Source organism: Streptomyces sp. GESEQ-4 (assembly GCF_017948455.1).
Lineage (GTDB): Bacteria > Actinomycetota > Actinomycetes > Streptomycetales > Streptomycetaceae > Streptomyces.
Map to the genome: position 1 here is coordinate 25,338 of NZ_JAFFSU010000024.1, position 19,167 is coordinate 44,504.

A 19,167-nucleotide genomic window follows, 5' to 3' on the forward strand; every position below is an offset into this window, starting at 1 on the left:
CAGTCACGTCAGTCCTTTACCGCTCCGCCCAGCCCCGACACCAGCCGTCGCTGCACGAGCACGAAGAAGATCAGTACCGGAATCGTCATCACCGTGGACGCCGCCATCACACCGCCCCAGTCCGGCTCGTCCGGCTTGTAGAAGACCAGCAGGGCCATCGGCAGGGTCGACTGGGAGGTGTCGCTGATGATGAACGACTTGGCGAACAGGAAGTCGTTCCAGGCCGAGATGAAGGAAAACACGCTGGTGGCCACCAACCCCGGGAAGACCAGCGGGAAAAGGATCTGCCACAGGAATCGCGCCCGGCTCGCCCCGTCGATGTACGCGGCCTCCTCCAGCGCCTCCGGAACGGCTTTCACGAACCCCCGCAGCATCCAGATCGCGAAGGGCAGCGAGAAGGCGATGTGGGGCAGGATCAGCGCGCCCAGCGTGTTCAGCTGGCCGAAGTCCCGCATGAGGAAGAACAGCGGGATCGTCAGCGCCTCCACAGGCACCATCTGGGCCACCAGAAACATGATCAGCAGGGTGGTCCGGAAACGGAAGCGGAATCGTGTCACCGCGGTCGCGGCGAGAAACGCGATGAGCGCCGAGGCGACCACGACGGTGCAGGCCACCAGAAGGCTGTTGACGAAGTAACGGCCGAATTCCTGCTGTCCGAAGACCCGCCGGAACGAATCCAGCGAGGGCGCCAGCGTCCATGGCCGCGGCTCGGTCGACTCGATCTCTCCGGCCGGTTTGAAGGCGCTGAGCACCATCCAGTAGAGGGGAAACGCGACGACGGCCGCGATCAGCAGCGCCGACATCTCGGCGGCCAGCCGCCAGGGACGCCGTACCAGACCACGTACGAGATTCACAGCTCCTCCCCCTGTCTGCGCAACAACCGCAAGTACACGAGCGTGACCGCCAGCAGGATCAGCAGCATCACCACTCCGATCGCCGAGCCGAGGCTGTACTGCGAGGACGCGAAGGCCTTTTGATACGCGTACACGTTCAGCACGAGGTTCTGGCCCGCGATGCCGCCGCCGTTCGTCATGACGTAGATCTGGGTGAAGACCTTGAAGTCCCAGATCACCGACTGAATGGTGACGACCACGAGGATCGGCCGGAGCATGGGCGCCAGCACCGAGCGCCAGATACGCCACTGCGAGGCCCCGTCCAGAGCGGCCGCCTCCAGCACCTCACCGGGCACCGCCTGAATCCCGGCGTACACCGTCACCATCACGAACGGGAAGGAGCACCACACCACTTCGAGCAGGACGAGAAAGAACGCACTGACGCGTTCGTACGTCCATGAGTAGTCCCCGAGCCCCAACACCCGGTTCACCGGCCCGAAGTCCGGGTCGAACAGCAACAGCCACACCGTCGACCCCGTGATCGCCGGCGTGGCCCAAGCCCCCAACGCCGCCAGCATCAACACCAGCCGAGGCACGGCCCGCACCCGAGTGAGCAACACGGCAAGCGCACAGCCCACAGCCAGCGTCGACACCACACAAGCCGCCGCGAACACCACGGTAGCCAGCAACACCTGCCAGAACTGCGAGTCGGAGAACAGCTCCGCGTAGTTCCCGAACCCCTCGAAGGTGGTCGGCTCCCCACCACTGACCTGCGCCTGCGTGTACTGAAAGAACGAGATCAGCCCGAGCTGGTAGATGGGATAGACAAGCAACCCACCGAGTACGACGAGAGCAGGGGCGAGATAGAGCCACGGCGCCTTCTGACTCGGCCGAGGTGAACGCCGTGAGGGGCGCGGGGAACTGCGCGACAAGCCACCCACGGCCCGCACCCGCAAACGATCCGCGCCCCTCGAGCTAGTGGGCGCCGTCACCCCACAGACCCAAACGCATCGTCCATCTTCTTCGCCGCATCCCCAGCAGCCGCGGCAACGCCCTTCTTACCGCTCACGACCTCCTGGAACATCGTCGGCAACACCAGCGCCGAATCGATCTCCGCCCACGCAGGCGACGCGGGAACGAACTTCGTCCCCGCAGCCAGCGTCTGCGCGAACGGCTTCACATACGGCTCCTCCGCGGCAACCTGCTTCCGCACGTCCGCGAAGGTCGGCAAAAACCCCATCGCATCGAACATCGACGCCTGCGTCTTCTTGGAAGCAAGCTGTTCCATCAGCTCGACGGCCAGCGTCCGATGCGACGTGGACTTCAGCACACCGATGTTGTTGCCGCCGGCGAACGCCGGCGCGATCGACCCGGCCTCGACACCCGGCAGCGGCACCACCGCGTACTTGCCCTTCACCTTGCCCGCCTCGACGGCCGTGTGGCTGAAGTCGCCGCCGATCGCCATGCCCGCCTTGCCGGCCGCGAACGCGGTGATCGTGTCGTTGCCGCCGAAGCCGGCGCACTTGGCGGCGGGGCAGTTGTCGTCGCCGAAGAGGGACGTGTAGGCCTTGATGCCCTTCTGGGCGGCCGCGCTGTCGATGGCGGAGGCATACGATCCGCCCTTGCCGGTGGCGAGTTCACCGCCGTTGGCCCAGATGAACGGCATCGCGCCGTACGTGTAGGCGCCGCCGACGACCAGGCCGTACAGCTCGGGCTTCGCGGCGCGGATCTCACGGGCCGTAGAGGCCAACTCGGCCATGGTCTTGGGGACTTCCAGGCCCAGCTCGTCGAAGACGTCCGTGCGGTAGTACAGGGCGCGGACGCCGACGTAGAAGGGAGCGCCGTAGACCTTGCCGTCCACCGTGACCGACTGCTTCGCCGTGGGGTCGGTGTCCTTCGCCTCGGTCCAGTCGCCGAACTCCTTCGTGACGTCGAGGAGTCCGCCGTCCTTCACATAGCCGGCCGTGTCGGTGTTGCCGTACTCCATGACGTCGGGAGCGGACTTGGGGTCGTTGAAGGCGGCCTTGACACGCTGGGCGCGGGTTTCGATCGGGATGTACTCGATCTCGACCTTCGCGCCTTCGTGCTCCTTCTCGAAGGCAGTGACGACGGAGTCGACGACCTTCTCCTTCGGCTGGTTGCCGACCTCTTGGAAGAGCCAGACCCGCAGCGTGCCGGTCTTCTCGTCCTTGTCGGATGAGGAGTTGTCGGACGTCTGGGGTGCGCAGGCCGTGACGACGAGGCCGGCGAGGAGGAGCGCGGGGAGTCTGCGGGAGAGCTTCATGGAGTGATCCTCCGGGGTGCGTTGCAACATACGCAATGGTGGTTTCGCTCTGCACAACACACCGGAGGCTAGGGACTGCATGAACACGACCACAAGAGGTCTCAACCACTCTGTGACCAGCAGACGCACCCTGCGCAACGCGCGGACAGCGCAAAGGCCCCCAAGGCACGCAAAACGTGCACTGGGGGCCTTACCTGTGTACGACCGTCCGGAGAGCTACTTGTCGCCCTTGCCGCCCTTGCCCTTGTCGTCGCCGCCGGCGCCCATGGACTCGTAGATCTCCTTGCACATGGGACACACCGGGTACTTCTTCGGGTCGCGGCCCGGTACCCAGACCTTGCCGCACAGCGCCACGACGGGGGTGCCGTCGAGGGCGCTCGCCATGATCTTGTCCTTCTGGACGTAGTGGGCGAAGCGCTCGTGGTCGCCGTCGCCGTGGGACACCTGTGGCGTCGGCTCTACGAGGGTCCCCGTACCAGTCCCGCGCTGCGGCTGGGTCTCAGGCTCAAGAGTGCTCATAGGCCCAAGGGTACTGAAGCTCACATGTCTCAGTTGAGCGATGGGTCGTCCGGATAGGTGGCGACCATCGCGAGCTCGTTGCGCTGGCGGCGCAGGACCTCGCGCCAGAGTCTTTCCGGGGACGGGGAGGACACGTCGCCGGGCTCCGACTCCACCACGTACCAGGCGCCCTCCACCAACTCGTCCTCCAGCTGGCCGGGGCCCCAGCCGGCGTAACCGGCGAAGATACGCAGGGAGCCGAGGGCCGAGGCGAGCAGTTCCGGCGGGGCCTCCAGGTCCACGAGCCCGATCGCGCCGTGCACGCGGCGCCAGCCCAGCGGCACGTACCCGGCCGCGGGCTCGCCCGGGATGACCGCCACGCCGAGCGCCGAGTCCAGTGAAACCGGCCCGCCCTGGAAGACGACACCGGGCTCCCCGGTGAGATCCGCCCAGCCCTCCAGGATGTCGCCCACGTCCACCGGGGTGGGGCGGTTGAGGACGACACCGAGCGAGCCCTTCTCGTCGTGGTCGAGAAGGAGCACCACCGCGCGGTCGAAGTTCGGGTCCGCCAGGGCGGGGGTTGCCACGAGCAACCGCCCTGTGAGCGAGGACACCTCGGTCATGGCAGACATGATCCCGCATCTTCCCTTCGCGCGGGGAGGCAATGGGGGTTCGGGAGTGAATGCAGCTCAGGGCTCACAGGTGCGTCCCGGGCGCACGACTCGGCCGGTGACCCCATGTGCCCGTTTGCGAACGGTTCGTGTTGTGACAGAGCTATGACGGTGCTGGGTGGTACTTGGGCTTACGGAAGGGGGGTCGGCGGCGATTACTCTGTCTGTCCGGCCCTGCCCAACTCATCGGAACGCGAGATACATGACCGTCAACGACGATGTCCTGCTTGTCCACGGCGGAACTCCGCTGGAGGGCGAGATTCGTGTCCGCGGTGCGAAGAACCTCGTACCGAAGGCGATGGTCGCCGCCCTGCTGGGCAGCGCGCCGAGTCGACTGCGCAACGTTCCGGACATCCGTGACGTGCGTGTCGTACGCGGCCTGCTGCAACTGCACGGGGTGACGGTCCGTCCGGGAGAGGAGCCGGGCGAACTGGTCCTTGACCCGTCGCACGTGGAGAGCGCGAATGTCGCCGACATCGATGCCCACGCGGGTTCTTCGCGCATCCCCATCCTGTTCTGCGGCCCGCTGCTGCACCGCCTCGGGCATGCGTTCATCCCCGGTCTCGGCGGCTGCGACATCGGCGGCCGGCCCATCGACTTCCACTTCGAGGTGCTGCGGCAGTTCGGCGCGAAGATCGAGAAGCGGGCGGACGGGCAGTACCTGGAGGCTCCGCAGCGGCTGCGCGGCACCAAGATCCAGCTGCCGTACCCGTCCGTCGGCGCGACCGAGCAGGTGCTGCTGACGGCGGTGCTCGCGGAGGGCGTCACGGAACTCGCCAACGCCGCGGTGGAACCGGAGATCGAGGACCTGATCTGCGTCCTGCAGAAAATGGGCGCCATCATCGCGATGGACACCGACCGCACCATCCGCGTCACCGGCGTCGACAGCCTCGGCGGCTACACCCACGCGGCCCTCCCGGACCGCCTGGAGGCCGCCTCGTGGGCGTCCGCGGCGCTGGCGACCGAGGGCAACATCTACGTCCGCGGCGCCCAGCAGCGCTCGATGATGACGTTCCTCAACACCTACCGGAAGGTGGGCGGTGCCTTCGAGATCGACGACGAGGGCATCCGCTTCTGGCACCCCGGCGGCCAGTTGAAGTCCATCGCGCTCGAAACGGACGTCCACCCGGGCTTCCAGACGGACTGGCAGCAGCCGCTCGTCGTGGCGCTGACGCAGGCGACGGGCCTCTCGATCATCCACGAGACGGTCTACGAGTCACGCCTGGGCTTCACCTCCGCGCTCAACCAGATGGGCGCCCACATCCAGCTCTACCGCGAGTGCCTCGGCGGCTCGAACTGCCGCTTCGGCCAGCGCAACTTCCTCCACTCGGCAGTCGTCAGCGGCCCCGCCAAGCTCCAGGGCGCCGACCTGGTCATCCCCGACCTCCGCGGCGGCTTCTCCTACCTCATCGCGGCACTGGCAGCCCAGGGCACATCCCGCGTCCACGGCATCGACCTCATCAACCGCGGCTACGAGAACTTCATGGAGAAGCTGAGCGAGCTGGGCGCGAAGGTGGAGCTGCCGGGTAAGGCGCTCGGATAACCGCAGCGGCTTCGTCACCCCAGCCGGGGCGCCGCCGGTCTCGGCTGGGGGTCCGGGGCTGGGCGCGAAGGTGGAACTGCCGGGTAAGGCGCTCGGGTAGCGGTAATTCGGTTCGTACGACGATGGGGCGGTCCCTGGTGGAGGGGCCGCCCCATTGGCGTTACTCAGGTGCCGTACACCGCCGTTCGTGGTGTACGGGCGAGGTCACTACTGGCCCTTGGCCGCTTCCTTGAGCTTGGAGCCCGCGGAGACCTTCACGCTGTAGCCGGCCGGGATCTGGATGGGGTCGCCGGTCTGCGGGTTGCGCGCGGTGCGAGCGGCACGGTGGGTGCGCTCGAAGGTCAGGAAGCCGGGGATGGTGACCTTCTCGTCGCCCTTGGCGACGATCTCGCCGACGGTCTCGGCGAACGCGGCCAGAACGGCGTCGGCGTCCTTGCGGGTCACCTCGGCGCGGTCGGCCAGCGCGGCCACCAGCTCACTGCGGTTCATGTTGTTACTCCCGTGTTCTTCTTGCCGTATGAGGCGTGCCACGCGGCGGAGCCGCATATCGGGCACTGCGAAGTCGATGCTGCCAGGGCCCTCGGACATTCCCCGGACCCGGGTCCGTCATCGGACCCCCGCGCCCAGGGAGGCATCCTGCCCCTACCTGCGGCGGGAAAGCCAATCCGGCACCCGTAGGAGTCGTGAGAACACCCTTGGGAGTCACACGAAAAGAGGGCTGAGCCTGGCCGCAACGATAAACGGCGGCCAAAGGCCCTGCGTTCCGCGACGCGCCGGGGCCCGTCGTGGCGATCCTCACAGCAGGCCACACACCGACGAGCCTACGACGCCGTCGCGCCCGCCGCCTTGGCGGCCTCCCGTACGGCCCCCGCCACCGCGCCCGCGACCTTGTCGTTGAAGACGCTGGGCACGATGTAGTTCGGGTTGAGCTCGTCCTCGGTCACCACGTCCGCCAGGGCCTTCGCCGCCGCGAGCATCATCTCGGTGTTGACCGTGCGGGACTGGGCGTCGAGGAGGCCGCGGAAGACGCCCGGGAAGACCAGCACGTTGTTGATCTGGTTCGGGAAGTCGGAGCGGCCGGTGGCCACAACAGCCGCCGTCTGACGGGCGATTGCCGGGTCGACCTCGGGGTCGGGGTTCGCGAGCGCGAACACGATGGCACCGTCGGCCATGGCGGCCACGTCGTCGGCGTCGAGGACGTTCGGGGCCGAGACGCCGATGAAGACGTCGGAGCCGCGCACGGCCTCCTTGAGGGTGCCGGTGACGCCCTCGGGGTTGGTGTTGTCGGCGATCCAGCGCAGCGGCGAGTCGGGGGCGGCGGCCACCAGGTCCTCACGGCCGGCGTGCACGACACCGTGGATGTCGGCGACCACGGCGTGCTTGACGCCGGCGGCGATGAGCAGCTTCAGGATCGCCGTACCGGCCGCGCCTGCGCCCGACATGACGACGCGTACGTTCTCAACTCCCTTGCCGACCACGCGAAGTGCGTTGGTGAGCGCGGCCAGCACGACGATCGCGGTGCCGTGCTGGTCGTCGTGGAAGACGGGGATGTCGAGGGCCTCGCGCAGCCGTGCCTCGATCTCGAAGCAGCGGGGTGCGGAGATGTCCTCGAGGTTGATGCCGGCGAACCCGGGGGCGATCGCCTTGACGATCTCGACGATCGCGTCGGTGTCCTGGGTGTCGAGGCACAGCGGCCAGGCGTCGATGCCGGCGAAGCGTTTGAAGAGGGCCGCCTTGCCCTCCATGACGGGCAGCGCGGCCTTCGGGCCGATGTTGCCGAGGCCCAGCACCGCCGAGCCGTCCGTCACGACCGCAACGGAGTTGCGCTTGATGGTGAGGCGGCGGGCGTCCTCGGGGTTCTCGGCGATCGCCATGCAGACGCGGGCCACACCCGGCGTGTAGATCATCGAGAGGTCGTCACGGTTGCGGATCGGGTGCTTGGACTGCATCTCGATCTTGCCGCCGAGGTGCATCAGGAACGTACGGTCGGAGACCTTGCCGAGCGTGACGCCCTCGATGGTGCGCAGCTGCTCGACGATCTCGTCGGCGTGTGTCGTGGAGGTCGCCGCGATGGTGACGTCGATGCGGAGCTTCTCATGGCCGGAAGCCGTCACGTCGAGGCCGGTCACCGAGCCTCCGTGGGACTCGACGGCCGTGGTGAGCTGGGAGACCGCGGTACCGCTCGCGGGCACCTCCAGCCGGACCGTCATCGAGTAGGAGACGCTGGGCGCCGTTGCCATGGCCGACTTCCTCTGCTTTCACCGTGTGACGCTGGATGCCGTCCGATCGTCGCACCTACTGCCGGGTAGCTGGTAGCCGCCCCGGATTGCGGACTTTGTGTTCACAGCGGTTCACAGCGAAAGAGGCTCACGTCACAGGGTGACGTGAGCCTCTCGCACATTCAGTGACACCGACCCGCCATGCTCGCCTCGCGGCAAGTGGTCGCTCGTAGCGACGAAGGTTGGGCCCGGGGGCTTGGATCGGGCCGGTGCCACACCCAGGCTAACAAACAGATCCCGTAAGCCCATTCCCGTCGCTCGAGTCCACCTGGATCAATCTGGATCAATCCTGGAGGAGGTCCGGGACCCCGTTCGCGTCCGGCTCGTCCCGCTCCCCCGACACCACCGTCAGCTGCTGGGTGGCCCGGGTCAGTGCGACGTACAGCACACGCAGGCCCGCCGGGCTCTCGTCGGCGATCTCCGCGGGCGAGACGACGATCGTCGCGTCGTACTCCAGGCCCTTCGCCTCCAGGCTGCCGAGCGCCACGACCCGGTCGCCGAGGCCGGTGAGCCAGCGGCGGGCCTCCTCGCGCCGGTTCATGGCGACGACGACGCCGACCGTGCCGTCGACGCGGTCGAGCAGCCGGGCGGCCTCCTCGCGGACGGTGCGGCTCAGGGAGTCGCGGACGGCGGTGAAGCGGGGCTCGACGCCGGTGGAGCGGACCGCCCTCGGTGACTGGGAGCCGGGCATGGCCAGCGCCAGGACCTTCGCCGCCAGCTCGGCGATCTCGGCCGGGTTGCGGTAGTTCACGGTGAGCTGGAAGCGGCGGCGCGGACGGGAGCCGAGGGCCTCGTCGCGGGCCTGGGCCGCCTCCTCGGGGTCGGACCAGGAGGACTGGGCGGGGTCGCCGACGACCGTCCAGGTGGCGTGCCGGCCGCGGCGGCCGACCATGCGCCACTGCATGGGCGTGAGGTCCTGCGCCTCGTCGACGATGACGTGTGCGTACTCGACGCGTTCCTGCGCCAGCCGCTCGGCCCGCTCGCGCTGCGTCTCCTCGCGTACGGGCATCAGCTCGTCGAGCCCGGTGAGCTGGTCGAGCGGGTCCAGCTCGCGCTTCCTGCGGGGGCGGGCAGGGGTGCCGAGGATCGCCTGGAGCTCGTCGAGCATGGCGATGTCGTGCACGCTGTGGCCGTTCCGCTTGAGCGAGCGGGCCACCTTGCGGATCTCGCCGGGGTTGAGGATCCGCCGGGCCCAACGGCCGAGGCGGCGTTCGTCGGCCATGGCGGCCAGGACGTGCTTCGGCGTGAGCTCCGGCCACCAGGCGTCGAGGAAGGCGATGAAGGCGTCCTCGGACGTGATGTCCTCGTCGAACGACGACCGCAGCTCGGCGGCCAGCTCCGGGTCGGTGTGCCGGGTCCCGGCGCCGGACTGCTCCCACAGCGCGTCGAGCAGCAGCTTGCGGGCGCGCGGGCGCAGCAGGTTCACGGGCGCGGTGCCGCTGAGGACGGCGTGGCGGATACGTTCCAGCTCCGCCGCCTCCAGTTCGAGCCGACGCCCGAAGGCGACGACGCGCAGCCGGGTGGGCGGCGCGGCGGGTGACCCGTTCTGCACGGGCGTGGCGTCGTCGCTTCCGTCGCTCTCCTCGCCGAAGGCGAGCTGGCCGGAGACGGGACGACCGGAGCCGTGACCGGCGGCGCCGTGACGGCCGGCGGCGGCATCCCGCCCCAGCTCCAGCGCTCCCCGCGCCGCCTTCCGCAGCACCTTCAGCATGCGGTACGAGCCCTTGGCGCGGGCCACCGACGGGGAGTCGTACAGCGTGGCCTCGGTGCCGTCGACGAGGGAGCCGATGGCGCGGATGGCGACCTGGCCCTCCTCGCCGAGGGAGGGGAGGACGCCCTCGGTGTACGCGACGAGCAGCGGGGTCGGCGAGACGATGAGGATGCCGCCCGCGTACCGGCGCCGGTCCTGGTAGAGCAGATACGCCGCCCGGTGCAGCGCCACCGCGGTCTTGCCGGTGCCGGGGCCGCCCTCGACGTACGTCACGGAGGCGGCGGGGGCGCGGATGACCAGGTCCTGCTCGGCCTGGATGGAGGCGACGATGTCGCGCATGGTGTGGCTGCGGGCCTGTCCGAGCGCGGCCATCAGGGCACCGTCGCCGATCACCGGGAGCTCATGGCCGTCAAGCGTGGCCTTCAGCTCGGGGCGCATCAGGTCGTCCTCGACGCCGAGGACACGGCGGCCCTTGGAGCGGATCACCCGGCGGCGGACCACCCGGCCCGGATCGACCGGCGTGGAGCGGTAGAAGGGCGCGGCGGCCGGAGCGCGCCAGTCGATGACCAGCGGTGCGTAGTCCTGGTCGAGGACACCGATCCGGCCGATGTGCAGGGTCTCGGCGATGTCGGCCGTGCCGTCGTCGCGCACGGCGCCGTCGGCGGGCTCGACCGCGGTGTACGCGCCGTCGGGCCCCTTCTTGCCGTCCTTGCCGGGCAGCAGGTCGATACGGCCGAAGAGGAAGTCCTCGAACTCGTTGTTCAGGCGGCTGAGGTGGATACCCGCCCGGAAGACCTGCGCATCACGCTCGGCGAGTGCGCCGGGCGTGCCGACCTGGCCGCGCTTGGCGGCGTCGTTCATGAGGAACTCGGCCTCGTGGATCTTCTCCTCGAGCCGCTGGTACACCCGGTCCAGGTGTTCCTGTTCGACGCCGATCTCCCGGTCGCGCACGGAGTCGTCGCGTACGGAATCCTGGGCGGAGGAGTCGAGCGCGGTTTCCTGCTGAGCCTGAGCGGCCACCGGGCCCCCTTCTGACGTGCTGGGCAGCCGTCAAAGGTACGCGAAGGGGGCCCCGGAAAGCTACGCGTCTACCTCGACAAGCCGCTTGCCTTCGAAGGTCATGACCTCGAAGTGGTCGATCTCGTTCGGTGCGAAGGCGGCGCCGCCGTGGACGTAGAGCGGGTTTCGGGCCTGCTCGGTCTTGGCGTTCTCGATGCCGTAGCCCCAGTTCGGGACCGACCATGAGGTGATCGTCTCACGTTCGCCGTTCTTGCCGACGGCGATGAGCGAGCACTTCAGAGGGCCTTTGACGTTCTTGAGCTCGAGGACCGCGTGGGTCCCCCAGGCCTTCGGCTCCAGGCCGACGCTGGCGCTGACCTTGGTGGTCGGGTCGGTCGCCGAGATCTTGTCGGACATGTGGTCGAAGGCTTCCTTGGCGGGGCTGGCCGCCAAGGTCTCGTTGCCGCCGCTCGTGCCCTCGTCGCCGGCCGTGGTCGCCACCGCGGCGACCGGACCGCCGATGATCAGCGCCGCCGCTGCCGCCACCATGTAGAAGGAGCGTCGACGGGTCATGGCGCGTCGCTCGGCGACTTCGTTGACCAGCTTGTCCGCGAGCCGCGGGGAGGGCTTGGCCGACAGCGACTCACCGATGGCGGGCGTACCGGTGCCGGGCAGGTCCGCGAGGGCGGCCAGCATCGGCTCCATCCCGGCGAGTTCGTCGAGCTGCTGGGCGCACCACTCGCAGCCGGCGAGATGTGCCTCGAAAGCGGTTGCCTCTACGTCGTCGAGAATCCCGAGAGCGTAGGCGCCGACGGTCTCGTGCTCGTTCGGGCCCGGAGATCCCTGCATAGGGCCAGACATACCCGGACCACCCGAGCCGAATCCCTGATGTCCCCCGTACACACTCATCACGCCGTCACCCCCCGCTCCTCCAGTGCCAGCTTCATCGATCGCAGGGCATAGAACACCCGTGAGCGCACCGTGCCACTCGGTATACCCAGCGTCTCGGCCGCCTCATTGACCGTACGCCCCTTGAAGTACGTCTCTACGAGGACCTCCCGGTGGGCCGGGGTCAGGTCGTCGAGCGCGTCCGACAGCGTCATCAACCACAGCGCCTTGTCGATCTCGTCCTCCGCGGGGATGACCTCCAGCGGCGACGGATCGACCTCCTGCGGCCGGGCCTGCCGGCTGCGATGGCCGTCGATGACGATGCGGCGAGCGACCGTCACCAGCCAGGGGCGTACAGATCCGGTCGCTCGATTGAGCTGACCGGCGTTCTTCCAGGCACGGATGAGTGTCTCCTGCACGACGTCCTCGGCGCGCTGCCGGTCTCCGGCGACCAGCCGAAGGACATAAGCGAGCAGAGGTCCGGCGTGCTCTCGGTACAGCGCACGCATCAGCTCCTCATCTGGTTCCGAGGGCTGGGACATGCGATGTCGGGCCCTCGATGCACGTTCATTGGCCACGACGGAATCCTTGCGCACGCCCACCTCCGATGTCCGGGGGTTCCCCCAGTCGGTCGCTCCACAACCGGTACGGAAGCCAACAGCGGTGTGTTCAACGTGACGTGACAGTTTTCTCAGTGGTGACGTGACGAGGGGGGACATGGCCGCACATACCCCCCGCTTTGTCTTTACATTCCCGCCACATTGGCAAGATCGACGCCTTTGCCGGTGGCATGCGGCAGGGTCACTGAGTGTTGTCGAAATCACGTCGAAATTGCTACGACAGCCGTTTCACATACGGAACTTATCGGACGCTAGGCGCGGGCGAGTGCCGCGCGGCGGCGGTGCCGGGCCACCCGTTCACGGTTTCCGCAGACCTCACTGGAGCACCAGCGCCTCCTGCGGCCACGGGAGGAGTCGACGTACACAATGGGGCAGTTGTCCCCTTCGCACTGCCTGAGACTCGCTCGCGCGACGGGGTCGGTGAGCAGTTCGACGGTGTCCCGGGCGATCGCGCCGAGCAGCGCCGGGTACTCCGGCGGGTCCAACTCGCGCACCAGCGTGCCGTCTTCGCGACGCAGGGCGCGGGGGGCCGGGGGCGCGGTGCGGGCGAGTTCGTTGACGCGGGCGAGCGAGCGGTCGTACGGCGGTGTCGTGGGCGACAGCCTGTCGTGCACCAACCGGCCGATGTGGCCGCGCAGTTCACGGAAGCCGACCAGCCAGGAGGCGTCGGCGTGGGTGAGCGGGGTGCCCGGTGGGACGAGTCCGGAGCCGGTGATCCAGGCGTGCAGCACCTCGACGGAGTCGAGCTTTTCGCCGGGGTGCGTGGTCGCGGTCGCGAGGAGATCCAGGCAGATGCGTCCGGCGTCGAAGCGGAGCTCGTACGCGGACGTGTCTGTGACCGTACGACCCATTGCCATGTGCCTGTCACCCACCTGTGCGGTTCGTTTGGCTGCGGCGCCGTTGTGGCTGGTCGCGCAGTTCCCCGCGCCCCTTTGGGGCGTTCGAGGAACCGTTCCTTTAACAGTGCCTTCCCTCTCACGCCGCCGGAACCCCTCGTACCGGGTCGGCGTGGACGTCTGCGTATGCCGATGCGCGTCTGGGCCATGTTCCGTCCACGGTGGGGGCCGTTGACTGAGAGGCATGACGCATAACAGCACTGGCACTGGCACTGAACTCGTACTGGGGGCGGCCACGGTCGCTATGGGGCTGATCGCCGGGGCCTTCTATGTCTTCGCTTGCGGTGTGATGCCGGGGCTGGCCCGCAGTGACGACCGGGCGTATGTCGAGGTCATGCGGAACATGAACGAGGCGATCCAGAACCCCGTGTTCTTCCTGAGCTTCATGGGGGCGCTGCTGCTGGCGGCGGTGTCGGCGTGGCAGTTGCGCGCGGCGTCCTGCCGGGCGTGGGTGTGGGCGGGCCTCGCGGCGTACGTCCTCACCTTCCTCGTCACGGTCGTGGTGAACATCCCGCTGAACAACGGCCTCGCAGAGACCGGCAGTTCGGCGTCGGTCGCGCGGGAGGAGTTCGAGGACATGTGGGTGGCCTGGAACGTCGTACGGGCGGTGTTGTCTACGCTCGCGCTGGCGTTCCTGGCCCTGGCCCTGATCGGGTACGGGCGCGGCCGTCAGGCGTCGGCGTACTTGGCGTCGGCGGCCGGGTCGAGGGCGAGCCGGTAGCCGCGTTTGACGACGGTCTGGATGAGTTTGGGCGCCCCGAGTGCCGTACGCAGCCGGGCCATCGCGGTCTCGACGGCGTGCTCGTCGCGGCCGGCGCCGGGCAGCGCACGCAGCAGTTCGGCGCGGGCGACGACCCAGCCGGGCCGTCGGGACAGGGCCCGCAGCAGGGACATCCCGGCGGGCGGTACGGGTTTCAGCTCGCCGTCGACCAGGACCGCGTGGCCCCGGATCTCCACCCGGTGCCCGGCGATGGGCAGGGCCCGCGCCCGGGCCGGCAGCTCCTGGCAGAGCAGCTGGACGAGCGGGCCGAGCCGGAAACGTTCCGGCGAGACCGTGTCCACGCCACGGGCCTGGAGCGGCAGCGCGGTGACCGGGCCGACGCAGGCGGGCAGGACGTCGTGGTGCAGGGCGGCAAGCAGTTCGGCCAGCAGTCCGCGCTCCTCGGCGCGGGACAGCAGGGACGCGGCGGCGGGCGCGCTGGTGAAGGTGAGCGCGTCCAGGCCGCGCGAGACGGCGGCGTCGAGCAGTCGGTCGACCGGCCCGATGTCCTCCGGCGGCATCCACCGGTAGACCGGCACCCCGACGACCTCCGCGCCGGCCGCCCGCAGCGACTCGACGAAGCCCGGCAGCGGCTCGCCGTGCAGCTGAATGGCGATACGACGCCCCTCGACCCCTTCCTCCAGGAGCCGGTCGAGCACCTCGGCCATGGACTCGCTGGACGGTGACCAGTGCTCGGTCAGCCCGGCGGCCCGTATCGCGCCCTTGACCTTGGGTCCGCGCGCGAGCAGCTCCACGCCGCGCAGCCGGTCCAGCAGATCCTCGCCGAGGCCCCACCCGTCGGCGGCCTCGATCCAGCCCCGGAAGCCGATCGCGGTCGTCGCGACCGCGATGTCCGGCACGTTCTCGACGATGTCCTTGGTGGCGGCGAGCAGCTCACCGTCGTCGGAGAGCGGCACGATCCGCAGGGCGGGGGCGTGCAGAACGGCGGCACCGCGCCGCTGGAGCAGTGCCCCGAGTTCATCGGCCCGGCGCGCGGCGGTGACACCCACGGTGAACCCGGCAAGGGGTCCGTGTTCCGGTCGCTGCTGTTCCTCGTACATAAACTCTCGTCCCGCACTCGAGTCGTCACACCGTATGACCCAGGTGAGGCCACAGGCCCTGCATGAGGCACTGCCCCACATCAGGCACTACCTCAGATCAGGCGCTGCCTCACATGAGGCATTTCGGCTCTTCTGCCTGCATGCCGACCGAGCCTGTCAACGGTGCGTGACAGGCTCGGTTCGACTGGATGTCGCTGGTGTTACGTCACACCTCGGCGTAGCTGAGCTGCGATTTCGCCTCCGATGCGGTGGCGGTGGCCGGAGCCTGCGCGGCCGGGCGGCGAAGGTATACGGCCCAGGTGACCACGAAGCAGACGCCGTAGAAGGCGAGGAAGGCGACGAAGGCGCCGGTGCCGGAGCCCACGCTCAGGAACGACTGCCGGAAGGCGAGGTTGATGCCGAGCCCGCCGAGCGCGCCCACCGCGCCGATGAGTCCCATGGAGGCGCCGGAGAGCCGGCGGCCGTAGGAGGCGGCTTCTTCACCGGTCAGGCCCTTGGCGGCGGCCTTGGCCTGGAAGATGCCGGGGATCATCTTGTACGTCGAGCCGTTGCCGAGCCCCGTCAGGATGAACAGCGCGATGAACGCGGTGGTGAACAGGGCCAGCGACTTCGACATCGAGGCGGAGATGATGACCGTGGTCGCGGCGGCCATGCCGACGAAGTTCCACAGGGTGATGCGCGCCCCACCGTACTTGTCGGCGAGCCAGCCGCCGAAGGGCCGGATCAGCGAGCCGAGCAGCGGGCCGATGAAGGTGACGTACGCGGACTCCAGCGGCGTACGCCCGAACTGCGTCTGCAGGACGAGGCCGAAGGCGAAGCTGTAGCCGATGAACGAGCCGAAGGTGCCGATGTAGAGGAAGGACATGATCCAGGTGTGGGGGTCCTTCGCGGCCTCCTTGGCGGCGCCGGTGTCGTTCTTCACGGACGAGATGTTGTCCATGTACATCGCGGCGAGGACCGCGGCGACGACGATGCAGGGGATGTAGATCCCGAGCAGTACGCGCGGGCCGCCGCTGGCGCCGATGACCGCGAGGCCGACCAGCTGCACGACCGGGACACCGATGTTGCCGCCGCCGGCGTTCAGGCCGAGCGCCCATCCCTTCTTCCTGAGCGGGAAGAAGGCGTTGATGTTGGTCATGCTGGACGCGAAGTTTCCGCCACCGATGCCGGCGAGCATCGCGCACAGCAGGAAGGTGGTGAACGAGGTCCCCGGCTCCATCACGATGAAGGCGGCGATGGTGGGGAGCAGCAGCAGCGAGGCCGAGACGATGGTCCAGTTCCGGCCACCGAAGACCGCGACCGCGAAGGTGTAGGGGACCCGGACGAGCGCGCCGACCAGCGTCGCCATCGACACGATGACGAACTTGTCGGCCGGGGTCAGCCCGTACTCGGGGCCCATGAACAGCACCATCACGGACCACAGGGTCCAGATCGAGAACCCGATGTGCTCGGAGAGCACGGAGAAGACGAGGTTGCGGCGGGCCACCTTCTCTCCGGTCTCGTTCCAGAAGGTCTCGTCCTCGGGATCCCAGTGATCGATCCAACGGCCTCCCCTGCTCTGGGCGGGGGCCTGGCTAGGGGCTGTCATGACGCCTCCACGGTGCTCCGGGGCTCGGGCGGTTCTTTGCGGTGCTGAGCGGTATGAGTCCTGAAGGTAGGGAGGGCGCGTTTCCTGTCTGTGGCGTCGAGTGACCGGAAAGGAACTTTGCTCTCACCCCGGCGAAGGGGCGGATGAGAGGTTGTACGGCGAAACGAACGCGGACGGCGCCGCCGGTACGCCCCTGAGCTCCCTCGCGTCGTGTCATGGAGCCGCAGCCTCATTCGCCGTAGAGGTTCCCCATACGATGGCGTGGTAGGTGGCGCGGTCGCTTGTCCGCGGATCCTCGGCCAGCAGGTACTCGGGCTCGGTGAAGAGAATGTGGGAGGGGTTGAACACACGAACGGCTCGATCCGCATGTCCAGCACCGCTCGGCCGCGCAGCGCCTGGTCTCCGGCGAGGAGGGGCGACATGGTCGAGATCGCGGAGCCGCACAGGATGATCCGAAGCGGCGGCTTGCCGGTGGACGGACCGCGCTGGTCATAGAGGGCCTGGCTGCTCGCTCACCGCTCGGCGAAGAGTTCGGCGTATCAGTTCGTCCACGCCATGCCGTGGTACGAGTCCGTCGCCGGCGGCTCGCAGGCCCGTGTAGACGGTGCTCCAGATCATCAGCTGTATCCACCTCGCGGGAACTGCCGAGTCGAGCGCCCCGTCACGCCGGCCTCGTTCGATCTCGGCCAGGATCAGCTCGTCGACCTCTCGTGCGATGCCGGCGTCAGCCTCAGAAGGCGTGCCCTCGGTGGCGGTGAACAAGAAGCTGATCCGATCACCGGCGTGCACCATCGCGGTGACGATCCGCTGGATCACCTCGAGCGCCGAGTCCGTGGCGGGGCCGGCCTGCTCGATCGCCGCTCGTAGCGTCGTCCACGAGTCGGTGATGAGTGCAGCGTGAAGGACCTGACGGTCGGCGAAGTACCGGTGAATGGTCGCTCGCCCCACGCCGGCGGCAGCGGCGATGTCTCCCAGGCCGACGGTGGGATCACGAGCCCACTGCGCTGCTGCGGCGTCGAGGATCGCCTGACGGGTCCGTGCACGTTGAGGGGAGAGATCCATTGCAGCATGATACGTCGGCGTCTTACAGTGAGAAACTATGTCTCATTTAAAGAAGATCTCTCCCATTGTTGTCACCGGGGCCACCGGGGCGATCGGCGGCCTGGTCGTCGCAGGACTGCTTGACGCCGGTCACCCGGTGCGCGGAATGTCGCGGCGCCCGCAACGCGCCTCACTCCCGGATGGTGCGGACGTGGTCTTCGGCGACCTGGAGGACCCGTCCACACTCAGGTACGCATTCGACGGTGCCGCCCAACTCGTCCTGATCGCGGTCCCTGAGACCGTTGCGGCCGTCGTCTCTCGCGCACAGCAGGCGGGTATCGAGCACGTGGTCGTGGTCTCCTCCGCCGCCGTGACGGCCGGCTACGACACCACGTACAACGCGGTCGTCGAACAGGCCGTCATGGACTCGGGACTGGATTGGAGCATCTTGCGTCCCGGTGAGTTCGCGACGAACTCACTCCTCATATGGGGGCCGGCGATCAGGACAGATCGCCGGGCCGTGGAGCCCTTTCCCGATCAGCTCGGGCATCCCGTCCATGAGGCCGACATTGCCGACGTCGTCCTGGCCGACCTGCTCGACCCACGCCGCCGCGGACGGATCGACACGGTCATCGGACCGGACAGTGTCACCAAACGCGAACAGGTTGCCGTGATCGCAGAAGCGATCGGAGAACAGATCACGCTCGATGAAGTCTCCGCCGAACAAGCCCTCGCCTTCTACCGAGCCCAGGGCGGCTTCGCGGCCGCGAACGCAGACTTCCTGTTCGGCTTCGAAAGCTACGACGGCGTCGAAGGCATCACAGATGAACCCCATGACACGAGCGCCCGGGACGACGATGCCTGCCTCACACTCGACCGGATAACGGGAACACCGGCTCGCACCTTCCGCCAATGGGCGCACGATCACGCCCCTGACTTCATGTGAGTCGTTGCTGTTCGTATCTCTGTCACGCGCATGTGACGGATCTGTGATTCCAGCGCATCGCATGTTTTGCGTCAGGCACCTTAGGTTCAGACTGGTCGGCATCCGTGATCTGTCTGAGGGAGGACATGTGGCCGAGAGTCCGGATTCGGGCAGGCAATTCGACGACTCCGAACTTCTGGAGATGTCTCAAGGAGACCCGGCGCAGGCGAGACTGCTGCGCAAGTCCCTGGAGACCCTCGCCGCCGGGCACGGCGGCGATGCCCTGAAGGAGATGGCACAGGAGGTCCTCTCCGGGCGGGCGAGCCTGCGGGACGCCGCGAACGTGTCCGCGTACGCCGACCAGCTGATCGAGCAGGCGGCGCCCATGGCGGAGAAGTGGGCCTCACTCTCCGAGGCGGAGCGCGAGGAACTGGCCGCAGAGGGCAGGCGCGCGATCGCGGCGGAGCAGGAGCAGATCGACGAAGAACGACGCGCGGCGCCCGACGAGCGCGCCGACAAGAAGTCCCGGCATGACGGCCGTGGCTGGTCACTGTACTGACGGGGGCGGGA

The 19,167-nt window shown here is 68.3% G+C and carries 18 protein-coding genes; 4 read left to right on the forward strand and 14 right to left on the reverse strand.

Translation table 11 applies throughout. The features are described from left to right. Positions 1–8: 8 nt before the first annotated feature. From KCH48_RS33165 to KCH48_RS33185, 5 genes are all read right to left on the reverse strand, one after another. On the reverse strand, positions 9–854 hold the full coding sequence (locus KCH48_RS33165) for a carbohydrate ABC transporter permease (protein WP_210580018.1): 846 nt from the start codon (positions 852–854) through the stop codon (positions 9–11). Then, entirely contained in the window at positions 851–1,825 is a 975-nt protein-coding gene (locus KCH48_RS33170; protein ID WP_374104735.1) for a carbohydrate ABC transporter permease, read from the reverse strand. Before KCH48_RS33170 ends, KCH48_RS33165 begins: the two co-directional genes overlap by 4 nt. Next, positions 1,822–3,117, reverse strand: coding sequence for an extracellular solute-binding protein (locus KCH48_RS33175; protein ID WP_210580021.1), 1,296 nt, complete (start codon positions 3,115–3,117; stop codon positions 1,822–1,824). The genes KCH48_RS33170 and KCH48_RS33175 overlap by 4 nt, the downstream gene beginning before the upstream one ends. A 216-nt stretch (positions 3,118–3,333) precedes the next feature. Beyond that, positions 3,334–3,636: a DUF3039 domain-containing protein gene (locus tag KCH48_RS33180; RefSeq protein WP_210580022.1), complete on the reverse strand. Its 303-nt coding sequence runs from the start codon at positions 3,634–3,636 to the stop codon at positions 3,334–3,336. Positions 3,637–3,665: 29 nt separating this feature from the next. Next, positions 3,666–4,238 carry a YqgE/AlgH family protein gene (locus tag KCH48_RS33185; RefSeq protein ID WP_210580236.1) on the reverse strand — a complete coding sequence of 191 codons (573 nt, stop codon included), beginning with the start codon at positions 4,236–4,238 and terminating at the stop codon, positions 3,666–3,668. Positions 4,239–4,488: 250 nt separating this feature from the next. Here KCH48_RS33185 and murA point away from each other — a divergent pair, with 250 nt between their 5' ends. Then, the gene (gene murA, locus KCH48_RS33190) at positions 4,489–5,829 is read left to right on the forward strand and encodes a UDP-N-acetylglucosamine 1-carboxyvinyltransferase (protein ID WP_210580023.1); all 1,341 of its coding nucleotides are present in this window, start codon (positions 4,489–4,491) and stop codon (positions 5,827–5,829) included. Between the two features lie 207 nt (positions 5,830–6,036). On the opposite strand, the gene KCH48_RS33195 is transcribed toward murA, so the two are convergent. From KCH48_RS33195 to KCH48_RS33220, 6 genes are all read right to left on the reverse strand, one after another. Next, a complete protein-coding gene (locus KCH48_RS33195) occupies positions 6,037–6,318 on the reverse strand; it encodes an HU family DNA-binding protein (protein WP_054220032.1) in 282 nt (93 codons plus the stop codon). A gap of 332 nt (positions 6,319–6,650) precedes the next feature. After that, positions 6,651–8,069 carry an NAD-dependent malic enzyme gene (locus KCH48_RS33200; protein ID WP_210580025.1) on the reverse strand — a complete coding sequence of 473 codons (1,419 nt, stop codon included), beginning with the start codon at positions 8,067–8,069 and terminating at the stop codon, positions 6,651–6,653. A 322-nt stretch (positions 8,070–8,391) separates the two neighbouring features. Beyond that, a complete protein-coding gene (locus KCH48_RS33205) occupies positions 8,392–10,839 on the reverse strand; it encodes a UvrD-helicase domain-containing protein (protein ID WP_210580027.1) in 2,448 nt (815 codons plus the stop codon). Positions 10,840–10,899: 60 nt separating this feature from the next. Beyond that, positions 10,900–11,727, reverse strand: a complete 828-nt coding sequence (locus KCH48_RS33210) for an anti-sigma factor (RefSeq protein WP_374104736.1) — start codon at positions 11,725–11,727, stop codon at positions 10,900–10,902. Further along, positions 11,727–12,248: a sigma-70 family RNA polymerase sigma factor gene (locus KCH48_RS33215; RefSeq protein WP_010039908.1), complete on the reverse strand. Its 522-nt coding sequence runs from the start codon at positions 12,246–12,248 to the stop codon at positions 11,727–11,729. Before KCH48_RS33215 ends, KCH48_RS33210 begins: the two co-directional genes overlap by 1 nt. A gap of 329 nt (positions 12,249–12,577) precedes the next feature. Continuing rightward, positions 12,578–13,183 (reverse strand): ABATE domain-containing protein, encoded by a 606-nt coding sequence (locus KCH48_RS33220; RefSeq protein WP_210580045.1) that lies wholly within the window; start codon positions 13,181–13,183, stop codon positions 12,578–12,580. Between the two features lie 223 nt (positions 13,184–13,406). On the opposite strand from KCH48_RS33220, the gene KCH48_RS33225 reads away from it, so the two are divergent. After that, complete coding sequence (locus KCH48_RS33225; protein ID WP_246886249.1) at positions 13,407–13,943, forward strand: DUF1772 domain-containing protein; 537 nt, start codon at positions 13,407–13,409, stop codon at positions 13,941–13,943. On the opposite strand, the gene KCH48_RS33230 is transcribed toward KCH48_RS33225, so the two are convergent. From KCH48_RS33230 to KCH48_RS33240, 3 genes are all read right to left on the reverse strand, one after another. After that, on the reverse strand, positions 13,892–15,043 hold the full coding sequence (locus KCH48_RS33230) for a uroporphyrinogen-III synthase (RefSeq protein WP_210580047.1): 1,152 nt from the start codon (positions 15,041–15,043) through the stop codon (positions 13,892–13,894). The genes KCH48_RS33225 and KCH48_RS33230 overlap by 52 nt on opposite strands. A gap of 205 nt (positions 15,044–15,248) precedes the next feature. Continuing rightward, positions 15,249–16,631 (reverse strand): NarK/NasA family nitrate transporter, encoded by a 1,383-nt coding sequence (locus KCH48_RS33235; protein ID WP_210580049.1) that lies wholly within the window; start codon positions 16,629–16,631, stop codon positions 15,249–15,251. Positions 16,632–17,120: 489 nt separating this feature from the next. Next, complete coding sequence (locus tag KCH48_RS33240; protein WP_210580051.1) at positions 17,121–17,693, reverse strand: TetR/AcrR family transcriptional regulator; 573 nt, start codon at positions 17,691–17,693, stop codon at positions 17,121–17,123. Positions 17,694–17,730: 37 nt separating this feature from the next. Here KCH48_RS33240 and KCH48_RS33245 point away from each other — a divergent pair, with 37 nt between their 5' ends. After that, entirely contained in the window at positions 17,731–18,618 is an 888-nt protein-coding gene (locus tag KCH48_RS33245) for an SDR family oxidoreductase (RefSeq protein ID WP_210580052.1), read from the forward strand. Between the two features lie 127 nt (positions 18,619–18,745). Beyond that, on the forward strand, positions 18,746–19,156 hold the full coding sequence (locus KCH48_RS33250; RefSeq protein ID WP_210580054.1) for a hypothetical protein: 411 nt from the start codon (positions 18,746–18,748) through the stop codon (positions 19,154–19,156). Positions 19,157–19,167: the final 11 nt, after the last annotated feature.